Annotated in this window: 14 protein-coding genes; 11 read left to right on the top strand and 3 right to left on the bottom strand. The window is 64.1% G+C overall.

From position 1 onward, the window contains the following. Nucleotides 1–51 precede the first annotated feature (51 nt). From ACILSQ_RS02250 to ACILSQ_RS02225, 6 genes are read left to right on the top strand one after another with little or no spacing between them, the layout of a single operon-like run. Nucleotides 52–648, top strand: coding sequence for a YceI family protein (locus tag ACILSQ_RS02250; RefSeq protein WP_395741950.1), 597 nt, complete (start codon nt 52–54; stop codon nt 646–648). A gap of 4 nt (nt 649–652) precedes the next feature. After that, entirely contained in the window at nt 653–1,816 is a 1,164-nt protein-coding gene (locus ACILSQ_RS02245) for a type III polyketide synthase (RefSeq protein WP_395741949.1), read from the top strand. Beyond that, nucleotides 1,813–3,027 carry an FAD-dependent oxidoreductase gene (locus tag ACILSQ_RS02240; protein ID WP_395741948.1) on the top strand — a complete coding sequence of 405 codons (1,215 nt, stop codon included), beginning with the start codon at nt 1,813–1,815 and terminating at the stop codon, nt 3,025–3,027. The genes ACILSQ_RS02245 and ACILSQ_RS02240 overlap by 4 nt, the downstream gene beginning before the upstream one ends. Next, the gene (locus tag ACILSQ_RS02235) at nt 3,024–3,902 is read left to right on the top strand and encodes an SAM-dependent methyltransferase (protein WP_395741947.1); all 879 of its coding nucleotides are present in this window, start codon (nt 3,024–3,026) and stop codon (nt 3,900–3,902) included. The genes ACILSQ_RS02240 and ACILSQ_RS02235 overlap by 4 nt, the downstream gene beginning before the upstream one ends. 13 nt (nt 3,903–3,915) lie before the next feature. Next, entirely contained in the window at nt 3,916–4,278 is a 363-nt protein-coding gene (locus ACILSQ_RS02230) for a phosphopantetheine-binding protein (RefSeq protein ID WP_395741946.1), read from the top strand. After that, nucleotides 4,275–5,537 carry a beta-ketoacyl-[acyl-carrier-protein] synthase family protein gene (locus ACILSQ_RS02225; protein ID WP_395741945.1) on the top strand — a complete coding sequence of 421 codons (1,263 nt, stop codon included), beginning with the start codon at nt 4,275–4,277 and terminating at the stop codon, nt 5,535–5,537. Before ACILSQ_RS02230 ends, ACILSQ_RS02225 begins: the two co-directional genes overlap by 4 nt. On the opposite strand, the gene ACILSQ_RS02220 is transcribed toward ACILSQ_RS02225, so the two are convergent. Further along, nucleotides 5,530–8,073, bottom strand: coding sequence for an efflux RND transporter permease subunit (locus tag ACILSQ_RS02220; RefSeq protein WP_395741944.1), 2,544 nt, complete (start codon nt 8,071–8,073; stop codon nt 5,530–5,532). The genes ACILSQ_RS02225 and ACILSQ_RS02220 overlap by 8 nt on opposite strands. Before the next feature lie 164 nt (nt 8,074–8,237). On the opposite strand from ACILSQ_RS02220, the gene ACILSQ_RS02215 reads away from it, so the two are divergent. Together ACILSQ_RS02215 and ACILSQ_RS02210 are read left to right on the top strand one after the other, a co-directional pair. After that, nucleotides 8,238–8,957, top strand: coding sequence for a hypothetical protein (locus ACILSQ_RS02215; RefSeq protein ID WP_395741943.1), 720 nt, complete (start codon nt 8,238–8,240; stop codon nt 8,955–8,957). Next, nucleotides 8,954–10,555, top strand: a complete 1,602-nt coding sequence (locus ACILSQ_RS02210) for a hypothetical protein (RefSeq protein WP_395741942.1) — start codon at nt 8,954–8,956, stop codon at nt 10,553–10,555. The genes ACILSQ_RS02215 and ACILSQ_RS02210 overlap by 4 nt, the downstream gene beginning before the upstream one ends. 38 nt (nt 10,556–10,593) lie before the next feature. On the opposite strand, the gene ACILSQ_RS02205 is transcribed toward ACILSQ_RS02210, so the two are convergent. Further along, nucleotides 10,594–11,730 carry a transposase gene (locus ACILSQ_RS02205; protein ID WP_395741941.1) on the bottom strand — a complete coding sequence of 379 codons (1,137 nt, stop codon included), beginning with the start codon at nt 11,728–11,730 and terminating at the stop codon, nt 10,594–10,596. 107 nt (nt 11,731–11,837) lie between these two features. Further along, nucleotides 11,838–13,409 (bottom strand): peptide ABC transporter substrate-binding protein, encoded by a 1,572-nt coding sequence (locus ACILSQ_RS02200; RefSeq protein ID WP_395741940.1) that lies wholly within the window; start codon nt 13,407–13,409, stop codon nt 11,838–11,840. Nucleotides 13,410–13,686: 277 nt separating this feature from the next. On the opposite strand from ACILSQ_RS02200, the gene ACILSQ_RS02195 reads away from it, so the two are divergent. The 3 genes from ACILSQ_RS02195 (at nt 13,687) to ACILSQ_RS02185 (ending at nt 18,748) form a co-directional block, all read left to right on the top strand. Continuing rightward, nucleotides 13,687–15,351: a sialate O-acetylesterase gene (locus tag ACILSQ_RS02195; RefSeq protein ID WP_395741939.1), complete on the top strand. Its 1,665-nt coding sequence runs from the start codon at nt 13,687–13,689 to the stop codon at nt 15,349–15,351. A gap of 283 nt (nt 15,352–15,634) precedes the next feature. Beyond that, nucleotides 15,635–17,140: a PDZ domain-containing protein gene (locus ACILSQ_RS02190; protein ID WP_395741938.1), complete on the top strand. Its 1,506-nt coding sequence runs from the start codon at nt 15,635–15,637 to the stop codon at nt 17,138–17,140. 54 nt (nt 17,141–17,194) lie between these two features. Next, nucleotides 17,195–18,748 carry a PDZ domain-containing protein gene (locus ACILSQ_RS02185; RefSeq protein ID WP_395741937.1) on the top strand — a complete coding sequence of 518 codons (1,554 nt, stop codon included), beginning with the start codon at nt 17,195–17,197 and terminating at the stop codon, nt 18,746–18,748. The last annotated feature ends 19 nt before the right edge of the window (nt 18,749–18,767 follow it).

The raw sequence follows: 18,767 nt of genomic DNA, 5'->3' as shown, positions 1-18,767 counted from the left end.
GATTCGATGCGGCTTTGTCCGCGTGTCCGCCTGTTATTCACCTCGTCTTTTATGAAAACATCTTTTTCCCTGCTCTTTCCTTTTTCGTTTTCCTGTTTCCTGCTCTTTTTCCTGGCTGGCTCCGCGCTGGCGGAGACCTCCCGCTGGGCTGGCGCCAGCACGATCGCTTTCAACGGCACCTCGACGCTGCATGACTGGGGAGGGAAGGTGGATGCGAGGCCGTTTGTGACGAACGTGACCACGGATGCGGAGGGGCGGCCGACGAAGGTGGAGGCGACGGTGACGGTGGAGGTGGCGAAGATGGACACGGCGGAGGCGAAGCGCGATGAGAACATGCGCAAGGCGATGAAGGCGGCGGAGCATCCGCTGATCACCGGGGTGATCGACACGCCGTTCACGGCGATCCGGCAGGGGGAGGCGGCGCCGGCGGTGCTGCCGCTGAAGCTGACGCTGCTGGGCAAACCGCAGACGGTGACGGGGAAGATCAGCCAATGGAAGCAGGAGAAAGACAAAGCCTCCTTTGACCTCGATTTCGATCTTTCCCTCAAGAAGAGCGGGATCACGGTGCCCTCGGTGCTGCTTTTCATCCGGGTGGGAGACACGATCCGCGTGCATGCCACCGTGTCCCTGAAACGTCATCATTCCTGAAGTCATGGCCGCCTACATTCACCACATCGCGACGGAGACGCCGGAGTTCATTTACAGCAATGAATTTACAAGGGAGCGCATGAAGGGCTGGATCTCCGAACCGCGCGCGAAACGGATGGTCGAGATGATTTACGACCGGACGGGGATCGAGACGCGCTACAGCGCGAGCGACGACTTCATGAAGGAGGAAGGGGGGCTGTTCCGGACGCAGGAGGACGGGACGCTGAACTCGCCGAGCACGGGGGAGAGGAATGCGCTGTATGCGAAGGCGGCACGAGAACTGGCGGTGAAGCTGGCGCGGAAGACGCTGGCGGAGTGCCCGCAGTTTGCGAAGGAGGAGATCACGCATGTGGTGTTTGCCTCGTGCACGGGGTTTGCGAATCCGGGGCCGGAGTACCACCTCATGCGGGAGCTGGGGCTGAGGGAGGACGTGGAGCGCTACACGATCGGCTTCATGGGGTGCTATGCGGCGTTTCCGGCGCTGCGGATGGCGGCGCAGTTTTGTGAGGCGAATGCGGAGGCGGTGGTGCTGGTGATGTGCCTGGAGCTGTGCTCGCTGCACCTGCAGGTGAGCGAGAAGCCGGAGAGCATCGTGGCGAATGCGCTGTTTGCGGACGGGGCGGCGGCGGCGCTGGTGAGCGCACGGGCGCCGGTGGCGGGGAGGCCGTTTTACCGGGTGCATGGCTTCCGCTCGGCGCTGGTGCCTTCGAGCGAGGCGCACATGGCGTGGGACATCGGGGACCATGGGTTTAACATGGTGCTGTCTGCGTATGTGCCGGAGCTGATCGGCAGCAACATCCGAGAGATTCTGGGGGGCATTCTGGGCAAGCATGGGCTGGCGGCCGGGGACATCGACGAATGGGCGGTGCATCCGGGAGGGCGTGCGATTCTGGATCAGATCGAGGAGCAACTGGGGCTGGGGGCGGAGGCGCTGGAGATGTCCCGCAGTGTGCTGCGGGACTATGGGAACATGAGCAGCCCGACGGTGATGTTTGTGCTGAAGGGGCTGCTGGAAGAGGCGGAGACGGAGAGGGCGATGACGTGCGCGATCGCCTTTGGCCCGGGGCTGACGGTGGAGACGGCGGTGCTGGAGCGCTGCGGCGCGGCCATCCCGCCGGCGGCGGTGGAACCTGCCGTGATGGCGCAAGCACAAGCCGCCGTGGTATGAACCCGCCTTCTTCCAAACCTTCTCTGACGGGAGCTCCTGAGTACGATGTGATCATCGTGGGCGGGGGGCCGGTGGGTCTGCTGCTGGGCTGCCTGCTGAAGCAGCAGGGGCAGCGCATCCGGGTGCTGGAGCGGCGCACGGAGCCCATCACGCAATCGGCGGCGATTGGCATCACGCCGCCTTCGCTGCAGATTCTGGACAAGCTGGGGCTGGCGTCTGCATTCATCCGCAGCGGGGTGCAGGTGCGGGACTGTTTTGTGCATGGGCAGCGGGGGAAGCTGGGCTGTGTGTCGTTTCGGGAGATACCGGATGAGCGGCGCTTCATCCTTTCGCTGCCGCAGGCGGCGACCATCGCGCTGCTGCAGAAGCATCTGGGGCAGGAGTTCATCGAGAGCGGGTGTGAAGTGACGTATGTGCGGCAGCAAGGCGGGTACTGCGAGGTGGAGGGCGGAGGGCGGCGGCTGACGGCGCGGTTTGTGGTGGCGTGTGACGGCAGCCGCAGCGCGGTGCGGAGCCTCCTGGGCATGCGGGCGCCGGGGCGCTCCTACGACTGCCATTTTGTGATGGGGGACTTCGTGGACCGCAGCGGGCTGGGAGATGAGGCGCATCTGTTTTTCACGGCGGAGGGCTCGGTGGAGTCCTTCCCCATGCCCGGCGGGCTGCGGCGCTGGGTGGTGCAGACGGACACGCGCATGGACCACCCGCCGCCGGGGCTGGTGAGCCGGCTGACGCGGCAGCGCACCGGCTTCAGCGTGGCGGCGGCGGACCAGCTCAACGAGAGCGTGTTCACGCCGAGGAAGTTTAACTGCGACCGTTATTATGACGGGCGGATCATTTTCTGTGGCGATGCCGCGCACGGGATGAGCCCCATCGGCGGGCAGGGGATGAACACGGGCTTTGCGGATGCGGAGTTTCTGGCGGAGATCCTGACGCGGAGCGAGCCGCTGGAGCTGCTGGCGGCCTACAACCGGTGCCGGAGGCGGGCGGTGAAGGCGGCGATCTTCCGCGCGGAGTGGGGCATGTGGCTGGGCACGTGGCGTGGGCGCGGGCGCTCGGTGCTGCGGGACTTCATTCTGAAATATGTGTTTTGCCGCGGGCCCATCGCGCGGCGCATGGGGGCCTTTTACGCCATGCTCACCATTCCATTCAACACGCTCAAACGCGTGCCTGCCTCCAGGCTGAGGCCGCGCACGCTTGATTCCGCCTCATGACTGCATCCTCCAACACCAACGCCAGCTACATCTCCACCGTGGAAGGCGCCGCCTCCCATTATGACGACCTGGACCAGTTTTACCGCGAAATCTGGGGGGAGCACATTCACCATGGGGTGTGGTTTACCGGGAAAGAAAGCGACACGGAAGCGGCGGAGAACCTGGTGAAGATCGTGGCTGAGCTCGGGCAGCACAGCCCGGGGAAGGAGGTGTGTGACATCGGCTGCGGGTACGGCACCACGGCGCGGATCCTGGCGCAGAACCACGGGGTGAAGGTCACGGGCATGACGATCTCGGCGGTGCAGGTGGCGTATGCGGAGGCGCACAACGCCGTGCCGGGCCTGACGCATTTCATGCTGCGGGACTGGTATGCCAACCAGCTTCCGGACAACCATTTTGACATCGTGCAGACGGTGGAGAGCCTGGAGCACATGCCTGACCTGCCGGGTTTTTTCCGGGAATGCCACCGGGTGCTGAAGCCCGGGGGGCGGTTGGTGGCCACGGCCTGGATGTCCTGCGAGAACCCAGACGCCACGGCGAGGCGGCACTTCATTGATGCCATCACGCGGGAGGCGCAGATCGCGGGGGTGAGGCCGGAAAGCGAATTCCGGGCGGCGACGGAGGGAGCGGGTTTTGTGAACTACCAGTTCAAGGACTATGCGCCGCTGGTGAAGCGCACCTGGCCGCTATGCGCCCTGCGCACGGTGAAGGGGCTTTTCACGCAGTCGCGCTACCGGCGTTTCCTGTTCAGCTCGCGGAACCCGAACCGTATTTTTGCCCTGACGCTGTTCCGCATCTGGCTGGCCTACGAGCTCGGCATCCAGCGTTATGGAATCTTCAGTGCTGAAAAAGCGTTGAACCCACCCCAGAACTGACTAAACACCGGCCATGCCCGCAAGCGAAGAACGCAAACAAGACATCATCAAATCCCTCAAGCGCTGCAGCGAGGAGACCGTTGCCGCGGCGCTTCGCTTCGAGGAAACCAAGAATCTCGACGAGCTGGATGCGATCATCCTGGGCGTGCTGGCGCGTGACGCCGCCAATCCCCGGCCGGACGGCATGGCCTCCGTGACGGATGACATGAAGCTGACCGATGACATCGGAATGGACTCCTTTGGCATGATCGAAGTGGTGATGACGGCCGAGGAGGTTCTCGGCCTCACGATCGCCACGGAAGAGCTGAGCGGCATTGTCACGCTGGGTGATCTGAAGAAATTCCTGCGTGCCAAGTTTGGTACGGCCGCCTCATGAAGCGCGTGGTCGTCACCGGGCTGGGATTTATTTCCAGCATTGGCAACAGCCGTGCCGAAGTCACTGAGAGCCTGCGGCAGGCGCGCTCCGGCATTGAGTTCATCCCGGAGCTGGCGGCGGCCAACGACCGCGTGAAACTCGCCGGGTTCATCAAGGGCTTTGACTTCCCCTCTCCTGATCCGCTGGACTGGACCTTTCCCGCCCACGTGCAGCTCAACCGGGCGCAACTGCGCACCCAGGTGCCGAACTCCGTGTTTGCCACGGCCGCCATGCAGGAGGCGATTGCAGACGCCGCCCTGGACCCCGCGCAGGTTTCGAATCCGGACACCGGGCTGTACTGCGCCTCCGCGGGCTCGCCGTGGATGACGTTTCTGGCGATGGACTCGACCTTCAAGCGCGGTCCGGCACGAACATCAGCACCGGTGATCATTGCGGGCATGCCGAACTCGCTGCACCTGAACCTGACGGCGCGCTTTGCGATCAAAGGCGCCACGCTTGCGTTTAACAGCGCGTGCGCCTCTTCCTCCCACGCCCTGGGGCATGCCTGCGACCTGATCCGTCTGGGGCGGCAGAAGACGATGTTTGTGGTCGGGGCGGAAGACGGGCAGCAGCAACTGCACACGATCCTGCCGTTTGCCTCGCTGCGCGCGCTCAGCTCGCAGAGTGATCCGGCGCTGGCACCGCGGCCCTTTGACTCGGGGCGGGATGGCTTCATCATCACCGGCGGTGGTGTGGTGCTGGTTCTGGAAGAGGCGGAGCAGGCAGCCGCGCGCGGCGCGAAAGTGTATGCCGAAGTCAAAGGCTGGGGCCAGAGCTCCGACGGCTATGATGTGGTGGCTCCTGATCCCTCTGGCAAAGGCCTGGCGCGCGCCATGACGAACGCCATGCAGGACGCCAGCCTCACGCCGGAGGCGATCGATTACATCAACGCGCACGCCACCGCGACGCAGGCGGGAGACGTGGCGGAGCTCAGCGCGCTCAAGGCCACCTTCACCGGAGAGAAGCGGCCGAAGGTGAGCAGCACGAAGGCGCTGACCGGCCACGGGCTGTGCCTGGCGGGAGCGCTGGAGGCGGGCATCAGCTGCATCGCCCTGAAGGAGGGATTCATGCCCATCTCGGCCAAGATTCAGAATCTCGATCCTGCCTGCGAGGGTGTGAACATCCTCACCCGCCCGGTGGATGAGGCGCCGCGTGTGGCGATGAGCAACTCGAGCGGCTTCGGCGGCTCGAATGTGGCGCTGATTTTTGCGGCTACTTGATCCAGCGCCAGCGGGCAAACTGGAGGTAGAGCACGGGCAGCAGCACGAGGGTCAGCACGGTGCCGAAGAGCAGGCCGAAGATGTGCACGGCGGTCAGCGGCCGCCAGAGCTCGCCACCGGTCACGGCCAGCGGGATGAGGCCGCAGACGGTGGCAAAGACGGTGGCCAGGACGGCGCGGAGGCGCACCAGCGCGGCCTGCATGAGCGCCTGCTCCAGCGGGATGCCCGCAGCGCGTTCTTCCTCGATAAAATCTGACAGCACGATGATGTGGCTGACGATGACGCCGGCCAGACTGACGATGCCGATGAGGGCCATGAAACCGAAGGAGGCATGGGTGGTGGCCATGCCGGTAAAAGCGCCGATCAAGCCCAGGGGCACGGTGAGCATGACGACGACGGATTTCATGATGGAGCGGAACTGGATCATCATGGCCAGCGCGATGAGGGCGAGGGAGATCTTCAGCACGCGCTCCATCTCGCGCTGACTGTTGGTGAGCTCGCGCTCCTCCCCGCCGAAGGCAATGCCGGCTGTGGGGAAGGAGGTGCGCGCCTTGTTCAGGATGCCGGAGGCGAGGGTGCCAAAGGGGGCCAGGGCCTTGACGGTGACGGTGCGCTGCTGGTTGATGCGGGAGAGGATGCCGGAGTCATCGTGCACCTTGTAGGCGCCGGCGGAGCGCAGCGCGTGGCTGACCTGGGCGGTCTTTGCGGGAATGTCGTCGCCGCTGATTTCGATCTGGATGGGAGTTTCGAGTGCGGGGCCCTGCTCGATCTGTTTCACGAGGCAGAGCGCGTCTTTGATCTCGCGGTCAAACACTTCGCGCAGGTGGACGATGAGCGCGGGCACGTCTCCGGCATGGCGTGTGTTGACCAGGACCTGCCCCACATTGGCGGCGGGCTGGCGTGGCAGGAGATTGTAGTAAAACATGGGCGTGCCGCCGCCGCTGACGATGACGGCGCTCTGCACGGACTGCTCGCGCTGGAGGGTCTCGCCGATCTGCGCGGTGATCTTCTGCGTCTGCTGGACGCTGCTGCCTTCGGGCAGTTGAAGATCGATGAGGAACTGATTCCGCTCCGCCACGGGGAAGAACTGTTTGCCAAAAAAGGGGATGAGCGCGGTGCTGGCGCCGAGGAGGCCGTAAGCGGCGATGATGGTGAGCAGCGGACGGTGGAGGGCGAACTGCAGCGCGCCTTTGTAAAACGGAACGAGGCGGTGCAGCGGGTGCGAGCCGGAGGTGGCGTCAAAGCCCTTCTGGCCGCGCAGGAGGTAGAAGCCGAGCAGAGGGATGAAGGTCATGGACACGATGCGCGATGAGAGCAGCGCCAGCGTGATGACGATGGGGAGGGTGATGATGAAGGCGCCCATGTCCCCGGGGAGAAGCGTGAGAGGCAGGAAGGCGACGATATTGATGACGGTACCGAAGAAGATGGCGCGGCGCAGCTTGAAGGGGCCGAGCCAGGCGGCGGTGCCGCGCGGCTGCCCTTCCGCCAGTTCACGATTGATGCCATCCGCCGCGACCACGGGATCATCCACCAGCATGCCCAGGGAAATGATGAGCGCGGCGATGGAGATCTGCTGCAGGGGCACATGGAGAATGGCCATGCCGGCGAGGGTCATGGCGAGGGTGAGCGGGATGGCCACGGCCACGACGAGAGCGGTGCGCCAGTCCATGAGCAGGAGGGCCACGAGCACGACCACGACGACGGCCTCGATGAAGCAGCGCAGGAACTCGCCAATGCGGTGGGCGGTGGCCGCAGGCTGGTCTGAGACGGTGATGACCTGGACACCTTCAGGCAGGGAGGTGGTGCTGATTTTTGCCAGCACGGCCTGCTTGAAATCGTGAATGATGTTTCCTGCCTTCATCTCCACGCCCACGAGGACGGCGGGCGCGGGCTGAAGCGCGCCATCCTGCGGGCGGTGCAGCGTGCGGACGGTGTAGCCGGCGGCCATCATGTCCTCAAAGGAGGCGATCTCGGCCGGGGGATGGCCGAACTGGCGGATGCGGCCGCTGCAGGGAACGGACCTCAGCGCATTTTCGATTTCGTCGGCGCCGGCGGCGGCGCGATCTCCGAGCACGGCGAAGAGCATCGTGGCCGGGAGCTGGAAGTCGGTCTCCAGGCGTGGATCGAGACAGCCTTCGGGGAGTTTCACCGTCTGCAAAAGCTGGCGTGTTTGCCGCCATTGCTGGTTGATAACGTCCTGGCGGGCCGACTGGAGCCGGATGGTGATGGTGGAGATGTTGTCCTTTGACTGGGACTGCAGTTTTTCCACGGTGGGAATTTGTGTGAGCGCGGCCTCCAGCTTTGCGGTCACCTGCTGCTCCATCTGCGCAGCGTTCAGGGCGGGATGAACGGTGATGAGCACGGCATCATGGGTGGGAAAGGTGGGGTCCTCCTGCTGCGGCAGACTTTGGAAGGAGAGCCAGCCGCAGGCGAGAAGGGAGAGCATGGCCAGCCAGCCGAGAAGGCGATGCTGCACCAGGAAGCGGGTGATAACAGCACTGGCGGGACCAGAGGCGGTGGCGGAGGAGGAATCCATGCGTGGCGGGGGGAGGCGAAATTCGGCGCGGCATGGCGGCTGTGCAATGGCGCAGGTTGAGCGGAAAATGTGTGAGCGCCGCCGCGGGTGATGCACGATGGGCCGTGCAAGCGCGAGACATCCTGAAGGGGAGGGTGCTGCGTTGTCACTGAAGCCACGAGATGATGAAAAAGCGAACGATCGAAACAGACCTGCTGGACATACTGCCGCATGACGACCCCGCCGCGCTGCGCGCGCGGGAGGAAATGCTGCAAATCAACGGCATCATGGGGAACCACCGGTGGGTGGAGCGGATGGTGCGGCGGCACCGGGAGGAAGGGTGGCGTGTGACGGAGCTGGGCGCGGGGGATGGGGCGCTGTGCCTGCGGCTGCTGGAGGCTGGCTGCTGCGCGGCGGAGGATCTGCATGCCTTTGACCTGGCGCCGAGGCCGAAGCACTGGCCGGTGCGGGCGCACTGGGCGCGCGGGAATGTGCTGGAGCAGGCGCTGCCGGACACGGAGATCGTGATCGCGAATTTGTTTCTGCACCATTTTACGCAGGAACAGCTCGGGGTGCTGGGAGCGCGGCTGTCTCCGGTGACGCGGCTGATCGTGGCGGTGGAGCCGGCGCGGCGGTGGATTTACTCGGTGCTGGGGCGTTTGTTTTGCGAGGTGGCGGAGCTCAACCATGTGCAGCGGCATGACATGCAGACGAGCATTCGGGCGGGGTTTCGCGGGCGGGAGCTGCAGGGGGCGCTGGGGCTGGGCAGGGAGTGGGAGGTGAGCGCGAGCGAGCACCCGCTGGGCGGGTGCCGCTTGATGGCGTGGCGGAGGGAGGAGAGAGAGCGAGAAGAGCACGACGCTCGTTGCTCGCAGGCGCGACCGCATTCATACTGCGGCGCATGATCCGGCCCCACTCGCCGACAGAAACGCCAGCCGAGAAGCCCGCGCGCCGCGGAGAATCGGGTGGCGCGTGGGCGTCGCCATGGGAGCTGGATCTGGAATGGCAGGATGCGCCGCCTGGAAAGAAGACGCGCCGCAGCGAAGAGAAGCCGAAGCCTGAGCCTGCACCGAAACGGCGCGAGGCGACGAGCGCCGCGGTGCCGCAGGTGCAGACGCCGCCGCCCGTGGAGAAGAAGGCGGAGGGGGAAAAGGAGAAAGCTTCTGCGACGGTGACACCGCCGCGGGTGCCGGCCTCTAGGCTGGTGACGAAACGGCCGAGACATGCGGTGGAGCGGGAGGCCTCGTGGTCCACGCTGGCGATTTTGAGCATGGGATTGCTGGCGCTGGTTTTCATCGCGTGGCTGTATGTGGATGACCAGGCGCCAGGGCTGGACAAGGATCTGCTGCTGAACCGGCCGGTGGACCAGGCGGTGACGATTCAGACGCCGGAGAAGCTGTGGAAGTTTTTGAAGGCGCTGGTGCCGTTTGAGAAGGAGGAGATGTATGGCAGGCCGCCGTGGCTGTGGGACACGCCGACGCTCTCGCGGGTGGTGCAGGCGAACGGGGCGGCGCTGGACAATCTGCGGGATTTGCTGGAGGACGCGGACTGGCACCCGACGCACGCGGCGTGGCATGCGGCTGATCCTTGCGAAGATCCGCGCTGGCGGCAGGCGCTGGTGCTGAAGCAGGCGGAGGCGGCGTACCTTTCGCGCCGCATGCAGGAGGAGGCGGCGTTTACCTCGGCGATCGATCTGGCGGAACTCGGCTGGCGGCTGGAGCAGATCTGGGCGTGGCCTTCATGCTACCAGCGCTCGCTGGAGGCGCAGACGCTGGCGGGCCAGACGCTGGCGGATCTGCTGCGGCAGACGAAGCTGCCGGAGGCGATGCTGCGGCAGTTTCAGCGTCAGTTCAATGTGTGCCAGCCGACGGCGGAGGTGCTGGAGGGCGCGATGAATGGATACTACGTGCATGAGAAGAAACTGATCCTGGGCCCGAAGAGCGGAGAGAACCTGGACACGATGCCGGGCGGTGTGCAACTGCACCGGCCCGGGCGGTTGTTTTTCAAGCCGTATGAAACGCTGCAGCATTTCGCCACGGCCTTCCGGCAGATGAAAACGGAGGTGCTGGTACCGCTGGCCCAGACGGCGGAGGTGCGGCTGAAAGACGAGGGCGCCGCCGAGGCCTCCTACCAGCCGAATTCCGCGGGCATGGCCTACTACCATCAGCGAATGAAGAACTACACGCCGCTGCCTGCGATGCTGGGGCTGGTGCGCACGCGGGGGAATTTGATCATCACGCTGTTTGCGGTGAGGCGCTGCATTGCGGAGAAGAAAATGCTGCCCACGACTCTGGAACAACTGCGCACCTTCAACTTTCTGCTGGATGTGCCGGTGGATCCGTACACGGGCGCGCCGCTGCAGTATGATGCGACGCGAGGCCTGATCTGGTCCGTGGGCAATGATCTCAAATCCGCGGGAGGGAAGCCGATGGAGCCGCCGATGCATGATGCGGCGGAGCCGACGGTGGAGGTGGGGATCGCGGTGGCGGGGGTGGCGAAGTAGGTGGAGCAAGGGGGCTTGCTTGCCTGCTTTCGCGGTGGTCAGCTTACAGGACGCAACCGCAACTGGCGCAGGGTGTAGAAGGGGGCGTGTGATTCTGCGATGCGGCGGCTGCCGTGTTTGCGCTTGGGGCCGAAGTGATCGCGGTGAGTGGTGAAGATGTCTTCGACGAAGGCTTTGCTGCCGAGGACGAGGCCATCGGTGAAGTAGCGGACGCGGAGGCGGACGAGCTCGGAGGGAGTGAGTTTGCCTTTGGCGGCAAGCACGGCGCGGGCGGATGCGGGGGTGATGCCGGGACGAAGCACCTTTTTATTTCGGATGTCTTTGATCTCGCGGCCTTCGTCGTGGAGGAGGCAGCGGTAGGCTTCGGCGGCGCCCGAGGAACGCCAGCCGTCCACTGGTTTGCTAAGGGCTTTGCAGAGGCCGCGCAGGGCTCTGCGGCTGCCGCTGAGGGCTTCGGCGTAGCCGCACCAGCGGTAGTCCTTGGGGTCCTTGCACAGGCCGGCGCGCACGGGGTTGAGATCGATGTAGGCGGCCATGGTGCGGAGGGGCTCGCCTTTGCCTTCGACGAGGACGCTTTTGAAGCGATCCATCCAGAGGGTGCCGCGGCGGGAGTGGCGTTTGTTGTACCAGCGGCTGAAGCGCTCTTTGATTTCTTTGACGAAGAGGGAGAGATCGCAGAAGCGTTTTTTGAGGGCCTCAATGCGCCGCGTGGCGAGGGCGTGCATGCCGCGGGCGCGGAGGTCGGCGAGTTCATCGCGGAGGAGGCCGAGGTAGGCGCGGCTGTAGAGGGTGGAGAGGTGGTCGAAGAGTTTTGTTTCGCCATCCGGGCCCTCGAAGCGCTGGAGCCAGGTCTGGCGGTGAGGCACTTCGGCGAGCAGGTGGAAGTGATTGCGCATGATGCAGTAGGTGACGGCTTTGATGCCGGAGAATTCGGTCATGCGCCAGATGATGCGGCGGAGGGCTTCTTTTTCGACGTCGTCGAAATGAACTTCGCCGCCGCAAGTACGTGACATGACGTGGTAGCAGTAGGATTCGAGGGGGCCTTTGCCGAGGATGCGATGCCTGCCGCCAGACCAGGAACGCGCGCCGGGGTAGAGGCCGGTTTTGGCGTTGACGCCGACGAGCTGCTCTTCGAGCGGGGGGCGTTGGGGATCAGAGGATTGGGCGGGCTTCATGGAGAGGAATGTGGCGAAAAAGGCCGTGACGGCAATAACTAAATGCCTGGCATTATTTAGGGTGCCGCGTGCCGCGGGCGCGGGTGGATGGGCTGGTGCGGCGGGGGTTACTTCCAGTGGATGCAGCGGAAGGGGTGGTCGTCGATGAGGTTGGGCTGGAGGCCGGTGAGGCGGTCGGGATGGTAGAACTGGACGCCGACGTAGTGGTAGATGGGGAGGATGACGCAGTCGTCGGTGACGAGGAGTTTTTCGGCCTGCTGGAAGAGGGTGTTGCGCTGGTGGAGGTCGGGCTCGCGGGCGGCGGCGGCGATGAGGGCGTCGTACCGGGGGCTGGCCCAGCCGGTGCGGTTGTTGCCATTGGTGGAGAGAAACATCTCCAGAAAGGTGCCGGGGTCGTTGTAGTCGCCCACCCAACTGCTGCGGCAGACGTCGTAGTTCAGCTCCTTCATGGAGTCGAGGTAGATCTTCCATTCCTGCCTGGCGAGATCGACACTGACGCCGAGGTGCTCCTGCCACATGGCCTGAAGCTCGACGGCGATGTTGCGTTCGATGGGCTTGGGAAAGTAGAGGTATTCGACGCGGGGGAAACCTTTGCCGCCGGGATAACCGGCTTCGGCGAGGAGCTGGCGGGCGCGCTCCGGGTTGAACTCGGGGCCGGGGGGCGGCTGGTAGTTCTGACCGGCGCCGGGCGGGGTGAGGCTGAAGGCATTGTGCTCGCCGAGCTGGGTGATTTTTTCGGTGATGCGTCTGCGGTCGATGGCGAGAGAGAAGGCGAGACGGATCTTGGGATTGTCGAAGGGAGCGCGGGTGACGTTGAAGCGGGTGAAGAAGCTGCCGAGGAAGGGGCCGGTGTGGAAGTAGGGCTGCTGCTTGAGTTTGGCGGTGAGGGAGGTGGGCACCATGCCTTTGTCCATGATGAGATCGGCCTGGCCGGTGAGGAAGTAGTTGATGGCGGTGTTGGGCTCGGAGATGGGGAGGACGTCGATGGTCCTCAGGGGTACGTTGGCGGCGTCCCAGTAGCGTTCGTTGCGGCGGAGGACGATGCGGTCGTCGAGGAGCCAGTCTTCGAGAGTGTAGGAGCCGTTGCCGATGAGGGAGCCGGGCTTGATCCAGGCAGTGCCCAGTTTCTCGATGATGTGCCGCGGCACGGGGGAGAAGGGGGTGATGGCGCAGAGGTCGATGAAGTAAGGAGTGGGGTTCTCGAGCTCGACGCGCAGGGTGCGGTCGTCCTGTGCGGTCACGCCGACCTGGGTGAAGTCTTTGAGCGTGCCTTCGTGAAACGAGCGGGCGTTTTTGATGACGTAGAGCTGGCTGGCGTAGTCGGCGCCGAAGTCGGGGCTGAGGATGCGCTGCCAGGAGTAGAGGAAGTCCTGGGTGGTGAGGGGTGTGCCATCGCTCCAGGTGGTGCCGGGGCGCAGGTGGAAGGTGTAGGTCTTGCGGTCAGGGGTGACGTCCCAGCGCTCGGCCAGGCCGGGCTGGGGCTGGCCGGCTTCATCGATGCGGCAGAGGCCTTCAAACAAGGCGGAGGCGACGCGCATGCCGACCTGGTCGGTGACGACGTGGGGATCGATGCTCTCGGGCTCGGCGCCGTTGATGAAGACGAGGTCCGCGCGCGGCCGTGATTTGCCGCAGGCGGCGAGGGAGAGGAGGAGTGCGGCGGCGAGGGCGAGGCGGGTCACGGGGGAGGTTAGCACAGGGGGGAGGGGGAAGGGAGTGCAATCCTTCGGCGGCGCAAATGACGAAACCAGAATGAGGAATGAATGACCAAGCTCGAATGACGGAATTTTCGCTCGGAGGTGAAGTTTGATAAGCGGTGAGATCCGTCCGGGCTCCGGCCTTCTTCATTCGATATTCATTCGTCATTCCTCATTCTGGTTTCGTCATTTTAAATCAGCATCCCGCTGCAATGATCCGCCCTCACGCAGCGTTCCCAACGCTCCTCTTTTTTCCCGACTTATGCGCCTCCTCTGCCTCCTGACCCTTCTTGCTGTCTCCGCCCGTGCGGAACTGAAACTTCCGGCCATTTTTGGCGACAACATGGTGCTGCAGCAGAAGCAGGCGAATCCGGTGTGGGGGTGGGATGCACCGGGGACGGAGGTGACGGTGACGTTTGCGGGGCAGACGAAGACGGCGAAGGCGGATGACAAGGGCAAGTGGACGGTGAAACTGGATGCGGTGCCGGCGAATGCGAAGCCGGCGACGATCATGATCAAGGGCAGCAGCGCGAAGGAGCTGAAAAACGTGCTGGTGGGCGAGGTGTGGATCTGCTCGGGGCAGTCGAACATGGGGTTCAATCTGGGCAGCACGTGGGATGCGGACCTGGACATCGCGCAGGCGAAGGATGCGCAACTGAGGCTGATCTCGGTGCCGCAGGTGGGGACGCAGGAGATCCAGGACGACTTCAAGGGGCAGTGGGAGGAGTGCACGCCGGCGGTGGCGGCGCAGTTCACGGCGGTGGGTTATCATTTTGGCCGCGTGCTGCGGGAGATGCTGGGCGTGCCGGTGGGGCTCATTGACAACGCCTGGGGCGGCAGCTCCTGCGAGGCGTGGGTGAAGCGGGATGTGCTGGAGAAGGATGCGCGGTTTGCCGCGACCATCGCCCGCTGGAAGCAGCAGGAGGCGACTTTTACCAAGGAGGCTTTTGACAAGCAGGTGGCAGACCACAAGACGAAGATGGAAGCCTGGGCCAAGGCACGCATGGAGGCGGTGAAGGCGGGGAAGATGTTCACGGCGCAGGCGCCGCGGCCGCCGCAGAATCCGATGACGGGGCAGCATCGCCCAGGGAACCTGTATGCGGGGGTGCTGCATCCGACGATTGGTTATGGCATCAAAGGGGTGATCTGGTACCAGGGCGAGTCCAATGCCGGACGCGCGAAGGAGTACCGCGACCTGTTTCCCTTCATGATCGAGCACTGGCGCAAGGAGTGGAAGCAGGGCGATTTCCCCTTCTACTGGGTGCAACTGGCGGACTACAAGGCCTACCAGACGGAGCCGGTGGAGAGCGACTGGGCGGAGCTGCGTGAGGCGCAGACGCTGACGATGAAGAAACTGCCGCACACGGGCCAGTGCGTGATCACGGACCTGGGCGAGGCGAACGACATCCACCCGAAGAACAAGCGCGACGTGGCGGAGCGTCTGGCGCGCTGGGCGCTGGTGAATGACTACGGCCAGAAGCTGGTGTACCGCAGCCCGGAACTGAAGGATGCGAAGTTTGAGGGCGGCAAGGCGCTCATCACCTTTGACTACGCGCCGCTGGGCCTGCGCACGGTGGACACGGACGAGGTGAAGGGTTTTGCCATCTGTGGAGAAGACCGGAAGTGGGTGTGGGCCAAGGCAGAGATCATCGGTGGCTCGAAGCGGGGCACGAATCAGATCTCCGTGAGCGCCACAGGCGTGGCGAAGCCGGTGGCGGTGAGGTATGCGTGGGCGGACAATCCGGTGTGCAATGTGTATTCGGCCGAAGGGCTGCCGGTGACGCCGTTCCGCACGGATGATTTTCCGATGATCACGGACCCGGCGAATCCGAACAGCGCCGAGGCGCAGGCCGCGAAGCAGGCAGAGGCTAAAAAGAATGCCTTTAACAAGCTGTTCATCGAAAAGAAAAAAGCTGGGAAGAAGTAGGCCTGGCAGCGAGCGTGAAGGCCAGCTCGCGGGTGGTTCTGGAAGTCAAAGGGCTTTTTATGGCCGGAACCGCTGCGCAGCGCCGTGCGCCGCTGGGCGAAACGCCTAGGCGTGGTGTTTGCCGGGCGCCGGTGGACGGCACCATCCTACGAAGTGAGAGCGGGCTAGGACGGCGTGTTTGTAAACGAACACGCTGAGGCCGGGTTTTTCCCTGAGATTATTTCATCAGCAAACTTGTGTTAGAAGCGGCGGGAGGCGTATGTTGTGAATTACGCTCTTTCGCATGAACATTCGTACGCTCCTGCCTTTTCTCGCCCTGGCGCTGCTGCCATCCGCTCTCAGCGCGCAGCCGGCTCCGCCGCCCTCTCCGACCGCGAACCAGGCGATCGACACCGCCTCGGGGGCGTGGGAAGGGATTGTGAACATCGATGTTTCGGTGCTGGTGCCGGACTACCGCGAGCCATGGAACGCGGGGCAGCCGAGCGGGGGCAGCGGCACGGGATTTCTCATTGGCAAAAACCGCTTTCTGACGAACGCGCACGTGGTGAGCAATGCCACGCGGATTCTGATCCGCACGACGAACGATCCGGAGCCGCACCCGGCGAGGATTGTACACATCGCACATGACTGCGACCTGGCGCTGATCGAGGCGGAGGACGGCAAGCATTTTGAAAAGCTCAAGCCGCTGGACTTTGGGGGCATCCCGCAGCTGAACACGGAGGTGATCGCGATTGGTTATCCGATCGGCGGGGACCGCATCTCGGTGACGCGCGGGGTGGTGTCGCGCATTGACTTCCGGCCTTACAGCCACACGAGCGTGGACTCGCACCTGGCGATCCAGGTGGACGCGGCGATCAATCCTGGGAACTCCGGCGGGCCGGTGATGCAGGAGGGCAAGGTGGTGGGCGTGGCGTTCCAGGGGTTCAGCGGCCGGGTGGCGCAGAACGTGGGGTACATGATTCCGGTGCCGGTGATCAAGCGCTTCCTGAAGGACATCGAAGACGGGCGCTATGACCACTACGTGGACCTGGCGGCGAGTGATTTCCCGATTGAAAACCCGGCGCAGGCGAAGGCGCTGGGGATCAGCAATGACGGGGTGGGCGTGATGGTGGGGGATGTGGAGCCGCAGGGCAGCGTGGGCGACCTGCTCAAAATCGGCGATGTGATCCTGAGCATTGATGACAACCCGGTGATGAACAACGGGCTGGTGCGGTTTGAAGGCGAGCTGATGGACATGAACGAGATCGTGGAGCGCAAGTTTGCCGGGGACACGATCAAGCTGAAGTACCTGCGCGGAGGCAAGAAGCAGGAGGCCACGGTGACGCTGAAGCGCTTTGACCCGTATGTGCGGCTGGGGGCGCAGTACAACCAGCGGCCGCGCTACATCGTGAACGCAGGCCTTGTCTTCCAGCCGCTGGACCGGAACCTGATGGACGCGCACCAGATGCGCGATGACACGGTGAACTATGTTTTTGACAACTTCCTCACGGACAAGCTCTACGTGGAGCGGCCGGAGCCGGTGGTGCTGACGAACGTGCTGCCGGACGAGGTGAACACGTGGATCACCCCCTACGCGCACAGCGTGGTGGATGAGATCAACGGGGTGAAGATCAGGTCCCTGAAGGATGTGCAGACGGCGCTGGCGAAGAAGGACAAGCCGTTCATCGAGATCACGCTGCTGGAGAAGAACCGGCCGCTGGTGCTGAAGCGGGAGCTGGCCGAGGCGGCGCACAAACGCATCATGGAGACCTACAACATCCTGGAGGACACCTACCTGGGCGATGAATAGCCGCTGCGTGTGATTGATCCGCCCCCCTTTTGAACCTTTTGCCTCGACGCCTTCATGAAGCTTTCCCAAACTTTTGTTTTTCTCCTGATCCTCAGCGCGGCCGGTGTGCAGGCGCAGACGCCCACGGCTGAAGCGCCGAAAAAGAAGCGGGCTCCCGCGCCGGCGGAACCCATGGCCGCAGCGCCGCAGGTGGTGCAGAGCAACTCGCTGGTGAAGGTGAACGCCACCTCCCAGCCGTACAGCCTGCATCTGCCGTGGCAGAAGGAGTCGCCCTCGGGCCGGCGCGGGCTGGGCGTGGTGCTGGCGGGAAACCGTGTGCTGGTGACCGGGCAGATGGTGGCGGACGCGACCTACATCGAGCTGGAGCTTCCGGACAAAGGCATGAAGCTGCCGGCGAAGGTGGTGGCGGTGGATTACGAGGCGAACCTGGCGCTGCTGGAGTCCGCGCCCTCCGAGCGGCAGAAGACCTTCTTTGCGGGACTGAAGCCGATGGCGGTGGACAGCAGCAGCCGCATTGATGACAAGGTGGACATTCTGCAGACGGGGCGCGTGGGGGAGCTGATCAAGAGCGAGCTGAGGATCAGCAAGGTGATGACCCGCCGCTACAATGTGGAGGGGTCCGGCTTCCTGGTGTATGAGGCGAACGGCATCATCCGCAGCGAGGCGAACAGCTTCACGCTGCCGGTGGTGAAGAACAGCAAGCTGGTGGGCCTGCTGCTGACCTACGACTCCAAGAACCAGGTGACGACCATTCTGCCGGCGCCGATCATCGAGCACTTCCTGAAAGACTCCGCGGACGGCAGCTACGAGGGCTTTCCGAGCCTGGGCATGGAGATGCAGACCACGCTGGACGACCAGTTTCGCGAGTTTCTGGGGCTGAAACCGGACGCGCCGGGCGTGCTGATCAGCATGACGATGAAGGGCGGCTCCGCGGAAAAGGCGGGGATGAAGAAGGGGGACATCCTGGTGGCGATCAACGGCTTCTCCATCGATTCCCGCGGCGACTACAAGGACCCGCAGTTTGGCGCGCTGAGCTCCAGCCACCTGGTGCGGGGGCGTGCGTATGTGGGGGACAAGGTGGAGATCAAGGTGATGCGCGAGGGGAAGGAAGTGGTGCTGAACGGCGAGCTGACGCGGCGCAAGCCGGATGATTTTCTGGTGCTGCCGTACCTCTTTGACAAAGGGCCGCGCTATGTGCTGATGGGCGGCCTGCTGTTTCAGGAGCTTTCCCATCCGTATCTGGACGCCTTTGGCGATGAACAGCGCGGGGGCACGATCCTGCGGCTGTCACGCATCGCCTCGTATCCGGACAAGTATGAGGAGGAAGGCCGCAAAAAGCTGGTGTTTCTGAGCCTGGTGCTGCCGACGCCGAGCGCGCAGGGCTATGACAGGCTGGGAGGCCAGGTGGTGAACAAGGTGAACGACAAGGTGATCAAGGACCTGAACGATCTGGCGGAGGCCTTCAAGGCCGCGAAGAACGGCATCCACGTGATCGAGCTGGATGAGTTTCCGCACATTCTGTATCTGGACACGGCCAATGCGGAGCGCGACAACCAGCGGCTGCTGGAAGGGGCGTACCGCATCGGGAGCCTGAAGCGGCTGGAGTAGGACGCGGGTGAAGGGCGGG

This window comes from Prosthecobacter sp., from assembly GCF_044227185.1.
In the GTDB taxonomy this organism is placed as follows: domain Bacteria; phylum Verrucomicrobiota; class Verrucomicrobiia; order Verrucomicrobiales; family Verrucomicrobiaceae; genus Prosthecobacter.
Note: the sequence above shows the minus strand (reverse complement) of the source record. Positions and strands in the feature narration are given on the sequence as shown.